At 57.2% G+C, this 20,599-nt stretch carries 23 protein-coding genes; 11 read left to right on the top strand and 12 right to left on the bottom strand.

Annotation, left to right across the window (positions count from 1 at the left end; all coding sequences use genetic code 11):
* Positions 1-23: 23 nt before the first annotated feature.
* Positions 24-1,955: an ATP-dependent zinc metalloprotease FtsH gene (gene ftsH, locus ACJ8PN_RS11310; protein ID WP_004933529.1), complete on the bottom strand. Its 1,932-nt coding sequence runs from the start codon at positions 1,953-1,955 to the stop codon at positions 24-26.
* A gap of 56 nt (positions 1,956-2,011) precedes the next feature.
* Complete coding sequence (gene rlmE, locus ACJ8PN_RS11305) at positions 2,012-2,641, bottom strand: 23S rRNA (uridine(2552)-2'-O)-methyltransferase RlmE (RefSeq protein ID WP_004933533.1); 630 nt, start codon at positions 2,639-2,641, stop codon at positions 2,012-2,014.
* 143 nt (positions 2,642-2,784) lie between these two features.
* On the opposite strand from rlmE, the gene yhbY reads away from it, so the two are divergent.
* Complete coding sequence (gene yhbY, locus ACJ8PN_RS11300) at positions 2,785-3,078, top strand: ribosome assembly RNA-binding protein YhbY (protein WP_004933536.1); 294 nt, start codon at positions 2,785-2,787, stop codon at positions 3,076-3,078.
* Between the two features lie 112 nt (positions 3,079-3,190).
* On the opposite strand, the gene greA is transcribed toward yhbY, so the two are convergent.
* The gene (gene greA / locus ACJ8PN_RS11295) at positions 3,191-3,667 is read right to left on the bottom strand and encodes a transcription elongation factor GreA (protein ID WP_004933539.1); all 477 of its coding nucleotides are present in this window, start codon (positions 3,665-3,667) and stop codon (positions 3,191-3,193) included.
* Between the two features lie 256 nt (positions 3,668-3,923).
* Between greA and dacB the strand changes: the two genes are divergently transcribed.
* From dacB to pmrB, 3 genes are read left to right on the top strand one after another with little or no spacing between them, the layout of a single operon-like run.
* Complete coding sequence (dacB, locus tag ACJ8PN_RS11290) at positions 3,924-5,357, top strand: serine-type D-Ala-D-Ala carboxypeptidase (RefSeq protein ID WP_015376410.1); 1,434 nt, start codon at positions 3,924-3,926, stop codon at positions 5,355-5,357.
* An 8-nt stretch (positions 5,358-5,365) separates the two neighbouring features.
* Positions 5,366-6,028 carry a two-component system response regulator PmrA gene (pmrA, locus tag ACJ8PN_RS11285; protein WP_171453220.1) on the top strand — a complete coding sequence of 221 codons (663 nt, stop codon included), beginning with the start codon at positions 5,366-5,368 and terminating at the stop codon, positions 6,026-6,028.
* Positions 6,025-7,086, top strand: coding sequence for a two-component system sensor histidine kinase PmrB (gene pmrB, locus ACJ8PN_RS11280; protein ID WP_021504259.1), 1,062 nt, complete (start codon positions 6,025-6,027; stop codon positions 7,084-7,086). The genes pmrA and pmrB overlap by 4 nt, the downstream gene beginning before the upstream one ends.
* Positions 7,087-7,122: 36 nt before the next feature.
* Here the strand turns inward: pmrB and cgtA are convergent, their stop codons facing one another.
* The 4 genes from cgtA to rplU all read right to left on the bottom strand — a co-directional run bounded on the left by cgtA (position 7,123) and on the right by rplU (position 9,975).
* Positions 7,123-8,295, bottom strand: a complete 1,173-nt coding sequence (cgtA, locus tag ACJ8PN_RS11275) for an Obg family GTPase CgtA (protein ID WP_004933553.1) — start codon at positions 8,293-8,295, stop codon at positions 7,123-7,125.
* A 16-nt stretch (positions 8,296-8,311) separates the two neighbouring features.
* Positions 8,312-9,283: a DMT family transporter gene (locus ACJ8PN_RS11270; protein WP_021504260.1), complete on the bottom strand. Its 972-nt coding sequence runs from the start codon at positions 9,281-9,283 to the stop codon at positions 8,312-8,314.
* Positions 9,284-9,388: 105 nt separating this feature from the next.
* On the bottom strand, positions 9,389-9,646 hold the full coding sequence (rpmA, locus tag ACJ8PN_RS11265; protein ID WP_004933559.1) for a 50S ribosomal protein L27: 258 nt from the start codon (positions 9,644-9,646) through the stop codon (positions 9,389-9,391).
* Between the two features lie 17 nt (positions 9,647-9,663).
* Positions 9,664-9,975 (bottom strand): 50S ribosomal protein L21, encoded by a 312-nt coding sequence (rplU, locus tag ACJ8PN_RS11260; RefSeq protein ID WP_004933561.1) that lies wholly within the window; start codon positions 9,973-9,975, stop codon positions 9,664-9,666.
* 270 nt (positions 9,976-10,245) lie between these two features.
* On the opposite strand from rplU, the gene ispB reads away from it, so the two are divergent.
* Positions 10,246-11,217 carry an octaprenyl diphosphate synthase gene (gene ispB, locus ACJ8PN_RS11255; RefSeq protein WP_016929331.1) on the top strand — a complete coding sequence of 324 codons (972 nt, stop codon included), beginning with the start codon at positions 10,246-10,248 and terminating at the stop codon, positions 11,215-11,217.
* A 50-nt stretch (positions 11,218-11,267) separates the two neighbouring features.
* Here the strand turns inward: ispB and ACJ8PN_RS11250 are convergent, their stop codons facing one another.
* Positions 11,268-11,624, bottom strand: coding sequence for a DNA-binding protein (locus tag ACJ8PN_RS11250; protein ID WP_015376406.1), 357 nt, complete (start codon positions 11,622-11,624; stop codon positions 11,268-11,270).
* A gap of 181 nt (positions 11,625-11,805) precedes the next feature.
* On the opposite strand from ACJ8PN_RS11250, the gene ACJ8PN_RS11245 reads away from it, so the two are divergent.
* Positions 11,806-12,066 (top strand): helix-turn-helix domain-containing protein, encoded by a 261-nt coding sequence (locus tag ACJ8PN_RS11245; protein WP_351108823.1) that lies wholly within the window; start codon positions 11,806-11,808, stop codon positions 12,064-12,066.
* Between the two features lie 66 nt (positions 12,067-12,132).
* Here the strand turns inward: ACJ8PN_RS11245 and mdh are convergent, their stop codons facing one another.
* Positions 12,133-13,071, bottom strand: a complete 939-nt coding sequence (gene mdh, locus ACJ8PN_RS11240) for a malate dehydrogenase (RefSeq protein ID WP_004933569.1) — start codon at positions 13,069-13,071, stop codon at positions 12,133-12,135.
* A gap of 464 nt (positions 13,072-13,535) precedes the next feature.
* Here mdh and argR point away from each other — a divergent pair, with 464 nt between their 5' ends.
* The 3 genes from argR (at position 13,536) to yhcN (ACJ8PN_RS11225) (ending at position 15,057) form a co-directional block, all read left to right on the top strand.
* Entirely contained in the window at positions 13,536-14,006 is a 471-nt protein-coding gene (gene argR / locus ACJ8PN_RS11235; protein ID WP_004933572.1) for a transcriptional regulator ArgR, read from the top strand.
* A 403-nt stretch (positions 14,007-14,409) separates the two neighbouring features.
* Positions 14,410-14,673: a peroxide/acid stress response protein YhcN gene (yhcN, locus tag ACJ8PN_RS11230; RefSeq protein ID WP_004933574.1), complete on the top strand. Its 264-nt coding sequence runs from the start codon at positions 14,410-14,412 to the stop codon at positions 14,671-14,673.
* Positions 14,674-14,793: 120 nt separating this feature from the next.
* Positions 14,794-15,057 (top strand): peroxide/acid stress response protein YhcN, encoded by a 264-nt coding sequence (yhcN, locus tag ACJ8PN_RS11225; protein WP_156866161.1) that lies wholly within the window; start codon positions 14,794-14,796, stop codon positions 15,055-15,057.
* Positions 15,058-15,254: 197 nt separating this feature from the next.
* Here the strand turns inward: yhcN (ACJ8PN_RS11225) and mpl are convergent, their stop codons facing one another.
* On the bottom strand, positions 15,255-16,634 hold the full coding sequence (gene mpl / locus ACJ8PN_RS11220) for a UDP-N-acetylmuramate:L-alanyl-gamma-D-glutamyl-meso-diaminopimelate ligase (RefSeq protein ID WP_004933582.1): 1,380 nt from the start codon (positions 16,632-16,634) through the stop codon (positions 15,255-15,257).
* Between the two features lie 169 nt (positions 16,635-16,803).
* On the opposite strand from mpl, the gene fbp reads away from it, so the two are divergent.
* The gene (gene fbp, locus ACJ8PN_RS11215) at positions 16,804-17,808 is read left to right on the top strand and encodes a class 1 fructose-bisphosphatase (RefSeq protein WP_004933587.1); all 1,005 of its coding nucleotides are present in this window, start codon (positions 16,804-16,806) and stop codon (positions 17,806-17,808) included.
* 45 nt (positions 17,809-17,853) lie between these two features.
* Here fbp and ACJ8PN_RS11210 read toward each other — a convergent pair whose 3' ends face one another.
* Positions 17,854-19,407 (bottom strand): methyl-accepting chemotaxis protein, encoded by a 1,554-nt coding sequence (locus ACJ8PN_RS11210; protein WP_015376405.1) that lies wholly within the window; start codon positions 19,405-19,407, stop codon positions 17,854-17,856.
* Between the two features lie 260 nt (positions 19,408-19,667).
* Here ACJ8PN_RS11210 and ppa point away from each other — a divergent pair, with 260 nt between their 5' ends.
* Positions 19,668-20,198 carry an inorganic diphosphatase gene (ppa, locus tag ACJ8PN_RS11205; protein WP_004933594.1) on the top strand — a complete coding sequence of 177 codons (531 nt, stop codon included), beginning with the start codon at positions 19,668-19,670 and terminating at the stop codon, positions 20,196-20,198.
* 52 nt (positions 20,199-20,250) lie between these two features.
* Here ppa and ACJ8PN_RS11200 read toward each other — a convergent pair whose 3' ends face one another.
* Positions 20,251-20,598 carry a gamma-glutamylcyclotransferase family protein gene (locus ACJ8PN_RS11200; protein ID WP_004933596.1) on the bottom strand — a complete coding sequence of 116 codons (348 nt, stop codon included), beginning with the start codon at positions 20,596-20,598 and terminating at the stop codon, positions 20,251-20,253.
* Between the last annotated feature and the right edge of the window lies 1 nt (position 20,599).

Genomic DNA, 20,599 nt, shown 5'->3' with positions numbered 1-20,599 from the left:
TTGATGTTATTACACAGCCGTTCTTACTTGTCGAGCTGTTCGGACATGGTGTTGCCCGGCGTTGGGGTGCGCGGCTCATCTACCGGCGTCGGGGCTTTCGGGGTGCCGCCGTTGTCGGAGCTGTTGCCTTTGTTCGCATCGTCCCAGCCCGCCGGCGGACGCACGTCTTTGCGGTTCATCAGATCGTCGATCTGCGGCGCGTCGATGGTTTCATACTTCATCAGCGCATCCTTCATCGAGTGCAGGATGTCCATGTTTTCCATCAGCAGCGAGCGAGCACGCGTGTAGTTACGTTCGATCAGCGACTTCACTTCCTGGTCGATGATACGCGCGGTTTCATCCGACATGTGCTTCGCCTTGGCCACGGAGCGGCCCAGGAACACTTCACCCTCTTCTTCCGCATACAGCAGCGGCCCCAGCTTCTCGGAGAAGCCCCATTGGGTCACCATGTTGCGGGCGATGGAGGTCGCCACTTTGATATCGTTCGACGCACCGGTAGAGACTTTCTCCGGCCCGTAGATGATCTCTTCCGCCAGACGACCGCCGTACAGGGTGGAGATTTGGCTCTCCAGCTTCTGACGGCTGGCGCTGATCGCATCCCCTTCCGGCAGGAAGAAGGTCACGCCGAGCGCACGGCCACGAGGAATGATCGTCACTTTATGTACCGGATCATGTTCAGGAACCAGGCGGCCAATGATGGCGTGGCCCGCTTCGTGATACGCGGTCGACTCTTTCTGCGCTTCGGTCATTACCATGGAGCGGCGTTCCGCACCCATCATGATCTTGTCTTTGGCTTTCTCGAACTCCACCATCGACACCACGCGCTTGTTGCCGCGGGCGGCGAACAGCGCCGCTTCGTTGACCAGGTTGGCCAGATCTGCACCGGAGAAGCCCGGCGTACCGCGCGCAATGACGGAGGCGTCGATGTCGGCAGCCAACGGCACGCGGCGCATGTGCACCTTCAGGATCTGCTCACGGCCACGCACATCCGGCAGCCCGACCACGACCTGACGGTCGAAACGGCCCGGGCGCAACAGCGCAGGGTCAAGCACGTCCGGACGGTTGGTGGCCGCGATGACGATGATGCCCTCGTTGCCTTCGAAACCGTCCATCTCAACCAGCATCTGGTTCAGGGTCTGCTCGCGCTCATCGTGACCGCCACCCAGGCCGGCACCACGCTGGCGGCCGACGGCGTCGATTTCATCGATGAAGATGATGCACGGCGCGGCTTTTTTCGCTTGTTCGAACATGTCACGCACGCGGGATGCGCCCACGCCGACGAACATTTCGACGAAGTCGGAACCGGAAATGGTGAAGAACGGCACCTTCGCTTCGCCGGCGATCGCTTTCGCCAACAGCGTTTTACCGGTCCCCGGCGGGCCAACCATCAGCACGCCTTTCGGGATCTTGCCGCCCAGCTTCTGGAAACGGCTCGGTTCGCGCAGGTATTCCACCAGTTCGCTCACCTCTTCTTTCGCTTCGTCACACCCGGCGACATCGGCGAAAGTGGTCTTGATCTGGTCTTCCGTCAGCATGCGGGCCTTGCTCTTGCCGAAGGACATCGCGCCCTTGCCGCCGCCGCCCTGCATTTGCCGCATAAAGAAGATCCAGACCCCGATCAGCAACAGCATCGGGAACCAGGAGATAAAGATAGAAGCCAGCAGGCTCGGCTCTTCAGGCGGCTCGCCGACAACTTTCACATTCTTCGTTAACAACGTATCCAGCAACTTAGGATCGTTGACAGGGATGTAGGTCGTGTATTTGTTACTGTCTTTCTTGGTAACGTTAATTTCACGTCCGTTGATTCGCGCTTCGCGAACCTGGTCCTGGGTCAGTTCGGACATGAAGGTAGAGTAATCCACCCTACGGCCATTCGACTCGCTGGGCCCAAAGCTCTGGAATACAGACATCAACACTACCGCGATGACTAACCAGAGAATTAGGTTTTTCGCCATGTCACTCAAGGGATTAACCTCATCTTACAACTGTGTTAACAAACAGCGTTAGGGTACTACAGTTTGCGCCCTGTCGCTACAATGTACACTTCGCGCGAACGGGCGCGGGAAGCGTCTGGCTTACGAATCTTAACCTTCGTAAACAGGGAGCGAATTTCCCGTAGGTACTCGTCAAAGCCATCTCCCTGGAACACCTTCACCAGGAAACTTCCGCCTGGTGCGAGGACATCACGACACATATCCAGCGCCAACTCCACCAGATACATCGACCTTGGAATATCGACCGCCGGGGTGCCACTCATATTCGGGGCCATATCGGACATGACCACCTGAACCTTACTCTCGCCTACTCGTTCCAACAGTGCCTTCAGCACCAGTTCATCACGAAAATCGCCCTGAAGGAAATCGACGCCAACGATAGGATCCATTGGCAAAATATCACAGGCGATGATGCGCCCGGTACCGCCGATTTGGGTGACCACATACTGCGACCAGCCGCCCGGTGCGGCGCCCAGGTCAACCACGGTCATGCCCGGTTTGAACAGTTTGTCGCTCTGCTGTATTTCATCAAGTTTAAACCAGGCACGGGAACGCAGTCCCTTTTTCTGCGCCTGCTGTACATATTTATCGCTAAAGTGTTCTTGTAACCAGCGACTGGAGCTAGCCGAACGCTTTTTATTAGCCATCTCGTTTTCCAACTATCATAAAAAGAGTCTTATGTCAGGGTCGCTGCTCACGTAGACTCACACCGGTGAAGACCGATTTGGTGATATACATGAGATGGCGGTAGAATGTACCGTTTTCAATCCCAACTTAAGCAAAAAAGACAATGAATCTGAATAATAAACAAAAACAGCACCTGAAAGGCCTGGCGCATCCGTTAAAACCGGTGGTGATGCTGGGCAATAACGGTCTTACCGAAGGGGTGCTGGCTGAAATTGAACAGGCTCTGGAGCATCATGAGCTGATCAAGGTAAAAATCGCCGCTGAAGATCGCGAAACCAAAACCCTGATCGCCGACGCTATCGTGCGTGAAACGGGCGCCTGCAATGTGCAAGTTATCGGCAGTACGCTTATTCTTTACCGCCCGTCGAAAGAGCGCAAGATCAGTCTACCGCGTTAATAACCATCAGGTTAACGAAAAGGTGCCATGCGCCTGACCAAGATAAAAGGCCGCTTGCGGCCTTTTTCCTATCTTTACAAAACGTTGGCGCATTAATGACCAACGGTCCCGATCAGAGATACTCGACCTTCAGGATCTCGTATTCCACGTCGCCGCCTGGGGTTTTGATCACCACCACATCGTCTTGCTCTTTGCCGATCAGGCCGCGCGCCATCGGCGAGTTTACCGAAATCAGATTTTTCTTGAAATCGGCCTCATCGTCGCCAACGATGCGGTAAGTCACTTCTTCTTCACTGTCCAGATTCATCACCGATACAGTGGCACCGAAGATCACCCGGCCGGTGTTCGGCATCTTGGTGATATCGATCACCTGCGCATTGGACAGTTTGGCTTCGATTTCCTGAATGCGGCCTTCGCAGAAACCCTGCTGTTCGCGGGCGGCATGGTACTCGGCATTTTCTTTCAAGTCGCCGTGTTCACGCGCTTCAGCGATATCCGCAATGATTTTCGGGCGGCGCACGCTTTTCAGATATTCGAGCTCTTCGCGCAGTTTTTCAGCGCCAAACAAGGTCATCGGAATTTGGTTCATCGTATAAATACCTCTAAATCTTTCCTGTTCAAATAACCGTCATCCTGACGTATTCGTATGAAAACACGGTTGGCATAGCGCCACCCGCCTCCAGGCGACAAACAAAAGAAACCTGACTCGGAACGGAGCCCAAGCCAAGATCGGTTTTGCATTTTGATACGCATTTTAGCCTAGAGTTCCTTGAGGGTCATCGTTTACTTTTTCCCTGATTGCACCGTAGTATGACGGCACGTTATCCAGCTGTTATCCCGAGATTATGCGTTTTTCACGAATTGTCAGTGCATTGGCTTGCGCATTTGTTCTGAATGCGAATGCGGCCCCGGTTGAAGAGTACACACAATATCTGCCTGATGGGGCCAACCTTGCCCTGGTCGTTCAGAAGATCGGTGCCGGTGCGCCGACGATCGATTACCACTCTCAGCAAATGGCGCTGCCGGCCAGTACCCAAAAAGTGCTGACGGCGCTGGCGGCATTGCTGCAACTCGGGCCCGATTACCGTTTCACCACCACGCTGGAGAGCCAGGGTGATATCCGCGACGGCGTGCTGCGCGGCAACCTGATCGCCCGCTTCAGCGGCGATCCGACCTTCAAACGCCAGAGCCTGCGCAATATGGTGGCCGTCCTGAAGAAGCAGGGCGTGCGCCAAATCAGCGGCGACGTGCTGGTCGACACCTCGGTCTTCGCCAGCCATGACAAGGCACCCGGCTGGCCGTGGAACGATCTGACGCAGTGCTTCAGCGCGCCGCCGGCCGCCGCCATCGTCGATCGCAACTGTTTCTCGGTCTCGCTGTACAGCGCGCCGAATCCGGGCGACATGGCGTTTATCCGCGTCGCCTCCTATTATCCGGTTAATATGTTTAGCCAGGTGCGCACCCTGGCGCGCGGCTCGGCAGACGCGCAGTACTGCGAGCTGGACGTGGTGCCGGGCGAGCTGAACCGCTTTACCCTGACCGGCTGCCTGACGCAGCGCAGCGAGCCGTTGCCGCTGGCCTTCGCCATCCAGGACGGTGCCAGCTATGCGGGCGCCATCCTGAAAGACGAGCTGAAGCAGGCCGACATCCAGATCGACGGGCATTTGAAACGCCAGACGCGCCCCGGCATCACCGGCACGGTGATCGCGCAAACCCAGTCGGCGCCGCTGCACGATCTGTTGAAAATCATGCTGAAGAAATCGGACAACATGATCGCCGATACCGTCTTCCGCACCATCGGCCACGAACGCTTCGGCGTGCCGGGCACCTGGCGAGCCGGTTCCGATGCGGTACGGCAGGTGCTGCGCCAGAAGGCCGGCATCGATCTGGGCAACACCATCATCGCCGACGGTTCCGGCCTGTCGCGCCACAACCTGCTGGCCCCGGCGACCATGATGCAGGCGCTGCAGTACATCGCGCAGCACGACAACGAGCTGAACTTTATCTCGATGCTGCCGCTGTCCGGCTATGACGGCACCCTGCGCTACCGCGGCGGCCTGCATGAGGCCGGTGTAGACGGCAAGGTGTCGGCCAAGACCGGCGCGCTGCAGGGCGTCTACAACCTGGCGGGCTTCATCACTACCGCCAGCGGCCAGCGCATGGCCTTCGTGCAGTATCTCTCCGGCTACGCCGTGCCGCCGGAAGATCAGAAACAGCGCCGCGCGCCGCTGGTGCGTTTCGAAAGCCGCCTGTATCGGGATATTTACCAAAACAACTGAGGATCGCCATGAAGCTGCTGGTCGTTGAAGATGATGAACTGCTGCAACAAGGGCTGGCGCTGGCGCTGACCGGTGAAGGCTACGTGTGCGACTGCGCCGCCACGGCGGCGGAGGCCAGCAGCCTGCTCGTCACCAGCCAATACAGCATGGTGATCCTGGATCTCGGCCTGCCGGACATGGACGGCGCAGCGCTGCTGCGGCAGTGGCGCCGCCAGCAGATCGATCTGCCGGTGCTGATCCTGACCGCCCGCGACGCCCTGGAAGACCGCGTCGATGGGCTGGACGCCGGCGCCGACGACTACCTGGTCAAACCCTTCGCGCTGGTTGAGCTGCAGGCGCGCGTGCGCGCCCTTCTGCGGCGCTACCAGGGCCACAGCGACAATCTGATGCAGGTGGATGACCTGCAGTTGAACCTCTCCAGCCAGCAGGTCTACCTGCAGCAACAGCCGGTGGAAGTCACGCCAAAAGAGTTCGCCATTCTGTCGCGCCTGATCATGCGTGCCGGGCAGACGGTCAACCGTGAGCTCCTGCAACAAGATCTCTACACCTGGCAAGACGACCTGGGCTCCAACACCCTGGAAGTGCACATCCACAACCTGCGTCGCAAACTGGGTAAGGATCGCATCCGCACCGTACGCGGCATCGGCTATCGCCTGGAACCTTCCTCATGATCAGCATGCGTCGCCGCCTGCTGCTGATGCTGGCGCTGATCCTGTTGGTCACGCAGCTCATCAGCGCCTTCTGGCTGTGGCACGAAAGCCAGGAACAGATCAGCTTCCTGGTGGACGAAACCCTGTCCGCCAAAGTGCGTACCGAACGCGTCGATACCGAGATCGCCGAGGCCATCGCCTCGCTGTTGGCGCCTTCGCTGATCATGATGATCGTCACCCTGTTGGCGTCATTCTGGGCCATCAGCTGGATCATCCGCCCACTCAACCAACTGCAGCAGCGGCTGGAAAAGCGCTCTGCCGATAACCTGACGCCGCTGCCGATCACCAGCGACAGCCAGGAAATGGTGGCCGTCACCAATGCGCTCAATCAGCTGTTCTCACGGTTGGACAACACCATTCAACAGGAACGCCTGTTCACCGCCGACGCCGCCCACGAACTGCGCACGCCGCTGGCCGGCATCCGCCTGCATCTGGAATTGATGGAAAAGCAGGGCGTCAAGGGCAGCCAGGCGCTGATCGCCCGCATCGATCAGCTGATGCATACCGTCGAGCAGTTGCTGATGCTGTCGCGCGCCGGGCAAGACTTTGCCAGCGGCCATTATCAGCATTTCGATTGGGTGGCCGATGTGATCCAGCCGCTGCGCGAAGAGCTCGACGAAATGGCCGCCCAGCGCGGGCAGACGCTGGGCTGGCAATTGCCGGCTGCTGCCACAGTGAACGGCGATCCGGTGCTGCTGCGGCTGCTGCTGCGCAACCTGGTCGAAAACGCCCACCGTTACGGCCCGGAAGGCGGCGCGATACAGGTGCGGTTAACGCCGCAAGACAACGGCTATCTGCTGCAGGTCATCGACGATGGCCCGGGGATCAAGGAAGAGATGGTCGGGGAACTGACGCAGGCGTTTCGCCGCATGGATCAACGCTACGGCGGCAGCGGACTGGGCCTGAATATCGTGATCCGCATCGCGCAACTGCACCAGGGGCGTTTGACGCTGGAAAACCGCCGCGATGCGCGCGGCCTGAATGCCCAGTGCTGGCTACCGGAAAAGGCGCTCAAATAATAAGGGCCCAGCGTTGCTGAGCCCTTTATCACCGAATTACTTCTGGTAAATGATTTCGACGCCTTCGTCGTCGTCTTCGTCCCAGTCGTCATCCCAGTCATCTTCCGCTTCGGCTTCCACTTCCGCGATTTGCTCGCGGTGGTAGTCATCCCACATGAATTCGACTTTTTCCGGTGCGCTTTCTTCGATCGCCATCGCTTTCGGCTGGGTGTTGATGAAGTTCATCACGTCCCAGCACAGCGCGTTGACGCCTTCGCGGTTGGCGGCGGAGATCATGTAGTACTTCCCTTCCCAGCCCATGCCTTCCACAATCGCCTTGGCGCGTTCGGCGGCTTCTTCCTCACCAATCACATCAATTTTGTTGAACACCAGCCAGCGCGGCTTCTGCGCCAGATTTTCGCTGTATTGGTTCAACTCGTTAATGATGACTTTGGCGTTTTCTACCGGATCGGATTCGTCGATCGGCGCGATGTCCACCAGGTGCAGCAGCACGCGGCAACGCTCCAGGTGTTTCAGGAAACGAATACCCAGGCCGGCGCCTTCGGAGGCGCCCTCGATCAGCCCCGGAATGTCGGCGACCACAAAGCTCTGCTCGTGATCCATGCGCACCACGCCCAGGCTCGGCACCAGCGTGGTAAACGGATAATCGGCCACCTTCGGCTTGGCGGCGGACACCGCGCGGATGAAGGTCGATTTGCCGGCGTTCGGCAACCCCAGCATGCCCACATCGGCCAGCAGCAACAGCTCCAGCAACAGGTCACGCGCTTCGCCGGCGGTACCCAGCGTCTTCTGACGCGGCGCGCGGTTGACCGAAGATTTGAAACGGGTGTTGCCCAGACCGTGCCAGCCGCCTTTGGCGACCATCAGCTTCTGCTCGTGGCGGGTCATGTCGCCGAGGATCTCGCCGGTGCCCTGATCCTTCACGCGCGTGCCGACCGGCACCTTGATGATGACGTCTTTACCGCGTTTGCCGGTACAGTCGCGGCTCTGGCCATTCTGGCCGCGTTCGGCGCGGAAAGACTTCTCAAAACGGTAGTCGATCAGGGTGTTAAGGTTCTCGTCCGCCAGCAGGTAGACGTCGCCGCCGTCGCCGCCGTCACCGCCGTCAGGCCCACCGTTCGGGATATATTTTTCGCGGCGGAAGCTGACGCACCCGTTGCCGCCGTCGCCTGCAACGACCAGAATCGCTGCTTCATCTACAAACTTCATTTACCGTCTCCGTAAATCATTCACCGGGCTGCTTCAAAGGAGCAACCAGGGGGGGGTCTGCCCGTCGCGGCCACCACCGGTGACCAATTGCGGAAAACATGGCGCCCGCCACAACCACAAACGCACCGACATAGCCGACGATGTTCAGCGTCGGCATGGCGAATGCCTGGGGCCAAGCCAGCGCCAATAAATCTGAAAACAGCAGGGTAAACAGCGGGGTCAGCGTAACCAACGCGCTCACCTGCGCCGCCTGCCAGCGCGCCATCGCTTCTGCCAGCGCGCCATAGCCGATCAGCGTGTTGGCGCCGCAAAACAGCAGGCACGCCAATTGCCAGCCGCTAAGCTGGAAAATCACCTCGGGCTTGGCCAGAGGGAACAACGCAATCGCACATAAAGTGTACAACATAACCAGGATCTGCGGCGAAGCCAGCCGGCGCAGCAACACCTTCTGCGCCACGCCATAGCTCACCCAGACCATCGCCGCGCACACGCCCAGCATGACGCCCAGCGTGTAGTCCGTCAGCCGGGTGAAGATCTCTATCAGACTGACGTTGAAAAACAGCATCAGCCCGCAAATCAGCATCAGGGCGCCAATGACCTGGGTAATGCGCATGCGTTCTTTTAAAATCAGCACGCTGGCGAACATCATACCGACTGGCGACAGCTGGCCAATCACCTGCGACGCCGTCGGGCTCAGGTATTGCAGCGAGGAGCTGAAGAACACAAAGTTGCCCAGCAGCCCCGCCGTCGCGATCGCCAACAGCAGCAGCCAACGCGGCTGGCGGAACATCGTCAGCGGCGGCAGCTTGCCGCGCACCGCAAGGATCACGCCCAAACCGATGGCGGCCATGGTAAAGCGATACCAGACAACGGTAAACGGCTCCATCACCACCAACACTTCTTTCATCGCGATCGGCAACGCGCCCCAGCAAACCGCCGTGGTTAACGCCAGAGAAATGCCAACGCCGACCTGCTGCTTCGTATCCATATCACCTTCGCCAACGCTGACGGGCCAGCCCTCAGGCAACCCATAAATGTAAAAAGCCCCGCAACGAATTGCGGGGCTTACATCTATTTCGTAAGGCTCGAAAAATTATTCAGCTTCGATGCTGATGAATTTACGATTGCTCGGGCCTTTAACTTCGAATTTGACTTTACCGTCTTTCAAAGCAAACAGAGTGTGGTCTTTGCCGCAACCCACGTTGGTACCAGCGTGGAATTTGGTGCCGCGCTGACGAACGATGATGCTGCCTGCCAGTACTGCTTCGCCGCCAAAGCGTTTTACGCCCAGACGTTTAGCTTCTGAATCGCGACCGTTACGAGTCGAGCCGCCAGCCTTTTTGTGTGCCATTAATCCGCTCTCCTAACTTAAGCGCTGATGCCGGTGATTTTAACGTCAGTGAACCACTGACGGTGGCCCTGCTGCTTACGGTGGTGTTTACGACGACGAAACTTAACGATTTTAATTTTCTCGCCACGACCGTGAGCAACGACTTCAGCTTTGATCTTGCCGCCATCGACGAAAGGAACGCCGATTTTGATATCTTCGCCATTAGCGATCATCAGAATCTGGTCAAACTCAACCGCTTCACCAGTTGCGATGTCCAGCTTTTCCAAGCGAACGGTCTGACCTTCGCTTACTCGGTGTTGTTTACCACCACTTTGGAAAACCGCGTACATATAAAACTCCGCTTTCCGCGTGCCCGACTGTGTTAGTTCAGAGCGCGCTATAAATATTCACAATAGGGCGCGAATTCTACGCAAAAAAGCGGCGCATGACAAGAGCAGAATAAGACCAGAAGGAGAAAAAAGAAGAAAAAAAGCGCAGTTTCTTTCGTGGCATTTATCTGAACCGTTTTTCAAGTACAATCATAGGGACAGTTACCGCCATGTACCGATGTGAGCAGCGATCTCAACGCGGTGAAGAGAAACACAGCTGAAAAAAACACAATGAACCTAGAGCAAATTACCGAGTTAACCGCGCAAGATATGGCGGCCGTGAACGCAACAATTCTCGAACAGCTGAATTCCGATGTCACGCTCATCAATCAGCTTGGCTATTACATTATCAGCGGTGGCGGTAAGCGCATCCGGCCGATGATCGCCGTCCTGGCGGCGCGGGCGTTGGGCTACGAAGGCAACAAGCACGTCACCGTAGCCGCCCTGATCGAATTCATTCATACCGCCACGTTGTTGCATGACGACGTCGTCGACGAATCGGACATGCGCCGCGGCAAAGCCACCGCCAACGCGGCGTTCGGCAACGCCGCCAGCGTGCTGGTCGGCGACTTTATCTATACCCGCGCCTTCCAGATGATGACCAGCCTGGAATCCCTGCGCGTGCTGGCGCTGATGTCGGAGGCGGTCAACGTCATCGCCGAAGGTGAAGTGCTGCAGTTGATGAACGTGCACGATCCCGACATCAGCGAAGAAAGTTATATGCGGGTGATCTACAGCAAAACCGCCCGTCTGTTTGAAGCGGCGGCGCAATCGTCGGCGATCCTGTCCGGCGCCAGCGCTGAGCAAGAACAGGCGCTGCAAGATTATGGCCGCTACCTCGGCACCGCTTTCCAGCTGATCGACGATCTGCTCGACTACAGCGCCGACGGCAGCACGCTGGGCAAAAACACCGGCGACGATCTGAACGAAGGGAAACCGACCCTGCCGCTGCTGCACGCGATGCACAACGGCGACGACGCCCAGCGTGACATGATCCGCGGCGCGATTGAGCAAGGCAACGGCCGCCACCTGCTGGAGCCGGTGCTGCAGGCGATGCAGCAATGCGGTTCGCTGGAATACACCCGCAAACGCGCCGAGGAAGAAGCCGACAAGGCGATCGCCGCGCTGCAGGTCTTGCCGGCATCAGAGCACCGTACAGCGCTGGAAGGCCTGGCCCATTTGGCGGTACAACGCGATTTTTAAGAAATTTTAATTTCGCAATACATTCATCAGGCCCGCCCACGCGGGCCTGCCTAGGTATTGCTCTCTTCGTCGATACGCGCCAGCAGGCCACCAATCCCTTCCCGCATCAGGAAAGCCACCATTTTCTCGCGCTCGCTCTCCGTCAAATGGTAGTAATACTCGATCCAGACCGCCAACGGATCCTGGCGTTCTACGTCATATGTCGCCCCGTCTTCTTTCAGCGCCAGCAGGTTACGCACGCCTGGAGGCAGGCTGTCGATATGGTACTCCAACGCTTTTCCCTGCACGCCTTTACGCCTGCGGCTGATCCAGCCTTCGCGTCGGGCCATCAGATTGATTCCCTGTGGTGAGGAAGGTAATCCTGCGATGCCTGTCAGTTCCTTGGCGGCAAACCACTCGTTTTTCATAGCCATCATCTCTGGGCAATAGTGGGCAATGTCGTTTTTTGGAAATTACTTGGGTATTTTTTAGGAAATTTAATGGTATTCTTGTTTCCGAATAAGCGTTTCACGTTGTTCAAACGCTTAACCATGACCCGTTAGTTATACCACTAACGCAACTTTGGCTAATCAGAAAAGGAATGTAAACATGAATTCAAGGAACCCAGATTGGCATCCGGCAGATATCATCGCGGCGCTACGCAAGCAGGGCACCACGCTGGCGGCAGTGTCGCGCAAGGCCGGATTAAGCTCATCGACGCTGGCCAATGCGCTGTCACGCCCGTGGCCAAAGGGGGAATGGCTGATCGCCGAAGCGATAGGCATCCACCCTTCGGAGATCTGGCCAAGCCGCTATTACGATCCGCACAGCGATTACCTGCTGGATCGCAAAGCACGCATCAAATCGTGAACGCGGAGCAAAAAAAACCGCCGGAACAGCGTCCGGCGGCGTTTATCGGCTGACTATCGGTGTCGATCAGTTATTGATGAACTTCTCGCCCAGTTCGATATCTTTATGCAGCACGTCCAGCATCTCGTTCAGCGCTTTCTGCTCGAAGGCGCTCAGGGTGCCGATATCTTTGCGTTCTTCAACGCCGTTCTTGCCCAGCACCAGCGGCTGCGCGAAGAAGCGAGCGTATTTGCCGTCACCTTCAACGTAAGCGCATTCCACAACGCCTTTCTCGCCCTGCAGCGCACGCACCAGAGACAGACCGAAACGGGCGGCCGCCTGGCCCATGGACAGCGTTGCAGACCCGCCGCCGGCTTTGGCTTCCACCACTTCAGTGCCGGCATTCTGAATACGTTTGGTCAGATCCGCCACTTCCTGATCGGTGAAGCTCACGCCAGGGATCTGCGACAGCAGAGGCAGGATGGTCACGCCAGAGTGGCCGCCGATCACCGGCACGTTCAGCTCTTCCGGCTGCTTGCCTTTCAGCTCGGCCACGAAGGTATTGGAACGGATGATATCCAGCGAAGTCACACCGAACAGTTTGTTCTTGTCGTAAACGCCGGCTTTTTTCAGCACTTCCGCCGCGATGGCGACCGTGGTGTTAACCGGGTTGGTGATGATGCCGATGCAGGCTTTCGGGCAGGTTTTCGCCACTTGCTCAATCAGGTTACGCACGATGCCGGCGTTAACGTTGAACAGGTCAGAGCGATCCATGCCTGGCTTACGGGCCACGCCGGCGGAAATCAGCACCACGTCCGCACCGTGCAGAGCCGGAGTCGCGTCTTCGCCGCTGAAGCCTTTGATTTTAACTGCGGTTGGGATGTGGCTTAAGTCGACGGCAACGCCTGGGGTAACGGGGGCAATGTCGTAGAGAGAGAGTTCAGAACCTGAAGGAAGCTGGGTTTTGAGTAGAAGGGCGAGGGCCTGGCCGATACCGCCAGCAGCACCGAGAACTGCAACTTTCATCCTATACTCCTTTATTATCTTAAATATATAAAGCGCCGTGAATGTGTTGGTTACGGACCTTAAGTTATTACACCTTTCAAAACAATAAATTAGCCAATTCTTGCCTGCAGGTGTAATAAAACGGCCGCTGTCGCGCCCATTTTAGATTAAATCGCTTACGCATGAAGGGCATAGCGCACACTAATCAAAAATAGTGCGAGGTTATTCACGAGCAAGTTAACCGGCCGTTACATTACACCCTTACGCAACATCAGAACAACATCATTTTAATAACATTTTATTTACCACCGCAGGCCGATTTTCCGTCGCCAAAAGGGCATATTCATCGCGGCCGGATTTTGTTAAAATGCCGCCCTTTCCTCGCCGTCCGGTCATTTTTATTTTCTTTGGGGCGGCCTTTGTTGCATAAAAATTCATCTATATGCATAATCATGACTTCCACTATCAACATTCCACGGTGCAAAATGCGTAATCCCGCAAAACAGGAAGATCTGATCAAGACGTTCAAAGCGTTATTGAAAGAAGAAAAATTCAGTTCTCAAGGCGAGATCGTTTTGGCGCTGCAAGAAGAAGGCTTCGAAAACATTAACCAATCCAAAGTATCGCGCATGCTGACCAAGTTCGGCGCGGTACGTACGCGCAATGCCAAAATGGAAATGGTGTATTGCCTTCCTGCCGAACTCGGCGTGCCGACCACCACCAGCCCATTGAAGAATCTAGTGCTCGACGTCGACCATAACGATGCCGTCGTGGTGATCCACACCAGCCCGGGCGCCGCACAGCTGATCGCCCGCCTGCTCGACTCACTGGGTAAATCCCAGGGTATCCTCGGCACAATTGCCGGCGATGACACGATTTTCGTCACCCCGTCCAACGGCTTTACCGCTCAGAAGCTGCATGAAGCGATCTTGGGCGTGTTCGAACAAGAGCTGTGAAACCTGGCGCTAACAAAGTGCGGCTGTAAACCGCATTTTGTTAGCGCTTCTTTAACCCTCGCGTTACCTTCCCAGCCTTTAACCGCGTTTAACACTGCTTTTTTATCCCGCAACAACACATTTCCATGACATCTCCATGTAACCAGCAGTACCCACTGTGATCTTCCGCACTTTTGGTCAAAATCACTTACCTTATTGAAATTACATAAATTTAACATCAAAAGATCGTTTTATGAGCGTTTTTTATTCCTTACGGTTATAAAAAATAAGGATCATGAGGTTAAAGTTTCACTAGCAACTGTTAGCGAACTATTAATTTTTCACGTTACTAGCTGTATACTCATTTTCGTGAACTGAATCACAGTTCGTTGGAACTGATAAAAGAATACGATGAGGTGAGATGATGAAAATTAAAGCTACCGTTGCAACCCTGAGCGTTCTGTCCATGCTTTCCTTTGGTGCATTCGCAGCACAATCTGTTGATGCAACCCAGGCCGCAAAACTGCAGCCCGCCGGTGTGATCACCGTGAGCGGCGTCGCCGCTGCGCCTTCCGACATTCGCCAGGCACTGTCCGACAAAGCTGACGCCAAAGGGGCGACCGCTTACCGCGTGATCGAAGCGCGCAACGACGGCAACTTCCACGCGACCGCTGAAATCTACAAATAAGTAACGGCATTACCCGGCAACGGGCAATACATCTCTGGAATCAAACGCTGTCATAACGGCCTTCAAGAATAAAAATCGCTGCCAAGCCCTTCCAGGCTGTTATGACCAAGGATCGCTATCATGAACATCAAAACTACTGTTGCTGCACTCGGTTTGCTGTCCGTCATCTCCTTCGGCGCGTCTGCCGCCCAGTTGGTGACTAACGATCAGACCGCCAATCTGCAATCTATCGGCACCATTACCGTCAGCGGCATCGACGGCGCGCCGACCGACATTCGCCAGGCGTTGTCGGAAAAAGCCGACGCGAAAGGCGCGACTGCCTACCGCGTGATCGAAGCCCGTAACGAAGGCAACTACCACGCCACCGCCGAGATTTACAAATAACAACTCTGGGAACGGCTTTGCAGAGCTGATTACCCTCGTCACTGCCACTGCCGAGTTCTGACGCAAACGCCGATTTCCCAGAGACCCTCTCGTCGTCCTATCCGACGAACCCCGTTGCCCTCGCTCGCGAGGGCTTTTTTATGGGCGTAAAAAAGGCCGCGAATGCGGCCCTTAGGTTGGCTTATGCGGCTGAACGCTCAGTAGGTCACCTTCGGTTCCTGCTTTTTCGCCAGCGCGTCCAGCAAGCGATCGTGAATACCGCCGAAACCGCCGTTGCTCATCACCAGAATGTGGTCGCCCGGCTGTGCGGTTTTCACCACCATGTCCACCAGCGTGTCGAGATCCGCGCTCCAATGCGCCGGCTGCACGCAGGCATCCGCCACTTCCGCGACCTGCCACGGAATGTGGTGCGGCTGGAACAGGAACACTTCGTCGGCACGGCCGAGCGAAGGCGCCAGATCGTTTTTGCTGATGCCCATTTTCATGGTGTTGGATCGCGGTTCCAGCACCGCCAGAATGCGCGCCGTACCGCCGACCTTGCCGCGCAGCGCGGCCAGAGTGGCCAGGATCGCCGTCGGGTGGTGCGCGAAATCGTCGTAAACCGTGACGCCGTTGGCTTCGCCACGCAGCTCCAGACGGCGGCGGGCGTTGATGAAATCGCCCAACGCGCGGCAGGCGTCGGCCGGCTGCACGCCGACGTGACGGGTCGCGGCGATAGCCATCAGGCCGTTATGCATGTTGTGCTCGCCCACCAGCGCCCACTTCACTTCGCCGACCTGCTCACCGTCGAGGAACACCGCATAATGGCTGGCGTCCGGCGTCAGCTTCTGCGCGCGCCAGGCGCCCTCTTCGCCCACCAGCTCCTGTTCGCTCCAGCAGCCCATCGCCATCACCTGCTTCAGGTGGCTGTCGTTGTCCGGCAGGATGATTTTGCCTTTGCCCGGCACCAGACGCACCAGGTGGTGGAACTGTTTCTGGATGGCTTTCAGATCGTCGAATATATCGGCGTGGTCGAACTCCAGGTTGTTCATGATCAGCGTGCGCGGGCTGTAGTGCACGAACTTGGAGCGTTTGTCGAAGAACGCGCAGTCATACTCGTCGGCCTCGATCACGAAGAACGGGCTGCCGCCGAGGCGGGCCGATACGTCGAAGTTGCCCGGCACGCCGCCGATGACAAAGCCGGGCTGGTAGCCGCAGGCCTCGAGGATCCAGGTCGCCATGCCGGCGGTGGTGGTTTTGCCGTGGGTGCCGGCGACCGCCAGTACCCAGCGATCGCGCAACACGGCGTCGTGCAGCCACTGCGGGCCGGAAACGTAAGGGATACCACGCTCCAGCACCGCCTCCACGCACGGGTTGCCGCGCGTCATGGCGTTGCCGATGATCACCAGATCCGGCGCCGGATCCAGCTGGGCGGGATCATAACCCTGAATCAGATCGATCCCCTGGTTCTCCAGCAGCGTGCTCATCGGCGGATAGACGTTGGCGTCCGAACCGGTGACGTCATGCCCCAGTGAGCGCGCCAGCATCGCCAGCCCGCCCATAAAGGTGCCACAGATCCCAAGAATGTGAATGCGCATAGGTTTCTCATGTGAGTGCATCGAATGTCGGCATATTCTAACGCTCAGAATCGTCCAGAAGAAATGGATTTGCCTATGAATGGCGCGCATCTTTGGGCTACACTGCACGCGAAAACGTTGGCGGTTTGTTAACAGGCCGCTATCCATCCGTAGATTCAGGGATTGTGTCATGAAAACGTTAGGCGAATTTATCGTCGAGAAACAGCACGACTTCTCTCACGCCACCGGCGAGCTGACCGCGTTACTTTCTGCAATTAAACTGGGCGCTAAAATCATCCACCGCGACATCAACAAGGCCGGCCTGGTTGATATTCTGGGAACCAGCGGGGTGTCCAACGTACAGGGCGAAGTTCAGATGAAACTGGACCTGTACGCGAACGAAAAACTGAAAGCGGCGTTGAAAGCGCGTGGTGAAGTTGCGGGTATCGCTTCCGAAGAAGAAGATGAAATCGTGATATTCGACGGCGAGCGAGCTGAAAATGCCAAGTATGTCGTATTGATGGATCCGTTGGACGGCTCGTCCAACATCGATGTCAACGTCTCGGTCGGTACGATTTTCTCTATCTATCGTCGCATCACGCCGGTCGGCACGCCGGTGACCGAAGAAGACTTCCTGCAGCCGGGCAGCGCCCAGGTCGCAGCGGGTTACGTGGTTTACGGCTCGTCCACCATGCTGGTGTACACCACCGGTTACGGCGTCCACGCTTTCACGTACGATCCGTCTCTGGGCGTGTTCTGTCTCTCTCACGAGAAAGTGCGCTTCCCGGCGAGCGGCAACATGTATTCCATCAACGAAGGCAACTACATCAAGTTCCCTCTCGGCGTGAAGAAATACATCAAGTACTGCCAGGAGCAGGACGAAGCGACGCAGCGCCCTTATACCTCGCGCTACATCGGTTCTCTGGTGGCGGACTTCCACCGCAACCTGCTGAAAGGCGGCATCTACATTTACCCAAGCACCGCCAGCCACCCGCAAGGCAAGCTGCGCCTGCTGTACGAATGCAACCCGATGGCGTTCCTGGCCGAACAGGCCGGCGGTAAGGCCAGCGACGGCAAAAATCGCATTCTGGACATCACGCCGGTGAAACTGCACCAGCGCGCGCCATTCTTCGTCGGCACCAAGTCGATGGTAGAAGACGCAGAACGCTTCATCGCCGAAAACCCGGACGAGTAACGCGTTACTGGCAAGGGTTCGGCGCCGCGCCGAACCCTTATCGCCTTACAGCTTGAACGCCGCCATGCTCTGCGCCAGCAGCTGAGCCTGATCTTCCAGCGAGCGCGTCGCCGCCGCCGACTCTTCCACCAGCGCCGCATTCTGCTGCGCCACCTGATCCATCTGCGCCACCGCCAGGTTTACCTGTTCGATACCGCTGCTTTGTTCGCGCGTCGCCGCCGAGATCTCACGCATCAACGCCGTCACCCGGCCCACTTCACCGGTGATACCGCTCATGGTCTGCGCCGCCGACTCCACCATCTGCTCGCCTTCCTGCACCCGGTTCTGCGACGCTTCGATCAACCCTTTGATCTCTTTCGCCGACTGGGCGCTACGCTGCGCCAGATTGCGCACTTCGCCGGCCACCACCGCGAAACCGCGGCCCTGTTCGCCGGCGCGCGCCGCTTCTACCGCTGCATTCAACGCCAGGATATTGGTCTGGAAGGCGATGCCGTCCATCACGCTGATGATGTCGGCAATACGGCGCGAGCTGTCGGTGATCGCTTGCATCTTGCTCATGACCTGACTGACCACGTCGCTGCCCTGGTTGGCGATATCGGACACGCTCAGCGCCAGCTGATTGGCCTGCTCGCAGTTCTCGGCGTTCATTTTCACCGTCGAGGTCAGCTGTTCCATGCTGGCGGCAGTCTCTTCCAGCGAAGCGGCCGATTCTTCGGTGCGCTGCGCCAGATGCAGGTTACCGGCCGCCAGTTCGCGTGAACCGGTGTCGATCTGGCTGCTGGCGTCACGCACTTTGCTGACCGAATTGGCCAGCGCCTGCTGCATGCGCTGCATCGCCCGCACCAGGCGGCCCATCTCGGTATCGCCCTCGCCGCGGATCTCATGGGTCAGATCGCCGCCGGCGATGTATTCCAGCTGCGCGATGGACTCATCCAGCGGACGCAAAATGATCACCCGCAACGCAAACCAGGCCAGCACCGCCAGCAGCACGCTGAGCAGGCCCGCCACCACGATCAGCGAGATCTTGGTGCTGGCGTTGCTTTCCGCGTCATACACCTGCTTTTCGCCGAGCTTCATGGCGAAGCTGCGGAAATCGCTGAGATCCTTTTCAAACGCGATGCTCAACGCAGAGATGCGGGTCTCCTGAATATGGTAATACTCATCGATTTTACCGGCCTTGATGGCGGCGGCCATCGGCTTCACGCCCTGCTCGAGGTAGGCGCGATAGCTGTTTTGCAGACGATTGGAGAGTTCGCGGCCGCGTTCGGTCACGGTGCCGACGCCGACAAAGCGCGCCATTTCCTTGTTCGACTGCTCGAGGTAGCCGTAAATGCGGCCCACGGTAGCGTCAGCGACATCAGTCTGACCGATCTCCCGTTGGCGCACCGCCAGCGAGGCGGCGGTTCGGGCGCGCAGCGTCAGGTTGGAGCTATTGGCCAGCGAGCCCAGCTCTTCGCCGAGGATCTGGTTCAAGGTATGGATCGAGCGCGATCCTTCGTTAATCGCGTTGACGCCAATAACGCTGACCATGATCAGCAGCATGGTCATCAGGCTCAGCAGGGCGATCAACCCAGCCTTCACCGTAATCTTTTTTAGCATGAGTTCTTCCCGGCTTCAGAATAGTGAGATCAGACGTAGTAGGGGTGGCAAAACGCGGAGCCAGCTTTGCTGGCTCATTATTGTTTGTTGAAGTTATCGGCAGGCGGAGGCAAAACTTCATGCCGCGGCGGGATTAATCTGGAAATTCTCCGCGCGCAGAGACACTGGGTTTTCGACGATGAAAAGGGCAGGAAATCGCAAAAGAGTCCGCTATAATAGCCGCCACTCCATTTCTGGTTTGATGATTAAAGGAAACCGACATGAGCTTGAATCTGGTCCCAGCTGGCAAAGACCTGCCGGAAGACATCTACGTAGTAATCGAAATCCCGGCCAACGCCGATCCAATCAAATACGAAATCGACAAAGAAACCGGCGCGCTGTTCGTTGACCGTTTCATGTCCACCGCGATGTTCTACCCGTGCAACTACGGCTACATCAACCACACCCTGTCTCTGGATGGTGATCCGGTTGACGTGCTGGTCCCAACCCCATATCCGCTGCAGCCGGGCTCCGTGATCCGCTGCCGTCCGGTTGGCGTGCTGAAGATGACCGACGAAGCCGGTGAAGACGCCAAGCTGGTTGCGGTACCGCACAGCAAGCTGACCAAAGAGTACGATCACGTGAAAGACGTGAACGACCTGCCGGAACTGCTGAAAGCCCAGATCGCTCACTTCTTCGAGCACTACAAAGATCTGGAAAAAGGCAAATGGGTGAAAGTGGAAGGCTGGGCAGACGCTGCCGCAGCGAAAGCGGAAATCATCGCCTCCTTCGAACGCGCTGCCAAGAAGTAATTTTCGCCGCCGTCCGATGAAAAAACACCGCTCATTGAGCGGTGTTTTTTTATTACTGATCTTCGAGGCGTTTCAGCCAGTCACCGCTGGTAATTCGCGGGTAACCGTCCACGCTGTGTTTATACAGGTAGATCCACGCACTCCCATAAGGCGTCTGAATCAGCTCGCGCTTATAGTCCTTGGTGTTGCTTTTCAGTTCGTCCAGCTCTGCCAGAATCGATGAGTTAATACGATACACTTCGCAATGTATCGTGCCCTCTCCAGGGATCGCCGCCGGGTAATGGCCCAGATTATAAATCTGATAGCCTTCGAGCTCGTGCTCGCCAAGCCATTGGGCGTTGGTCATCCAATGGCTGTTTCCCTGTTTGCGCCGTAAACTGCCGTAGACAATTATTCGCATC

The sequence above is a fragment of the Serratia sp. CY76391 genome (assembly GCF_052166695.1).
GTDB classification, from domain to species: Bacteria; Pseudomonadota; Gammaproteobacteria; order Enterobacterales; family Enterobacteriaceae; genus Serratia; species Serratia nematodiphila.
Note: the sequence above shows the minus strand (reverse complement) of the source record. Positions and strands in the feature narration are given on the sequence as shown.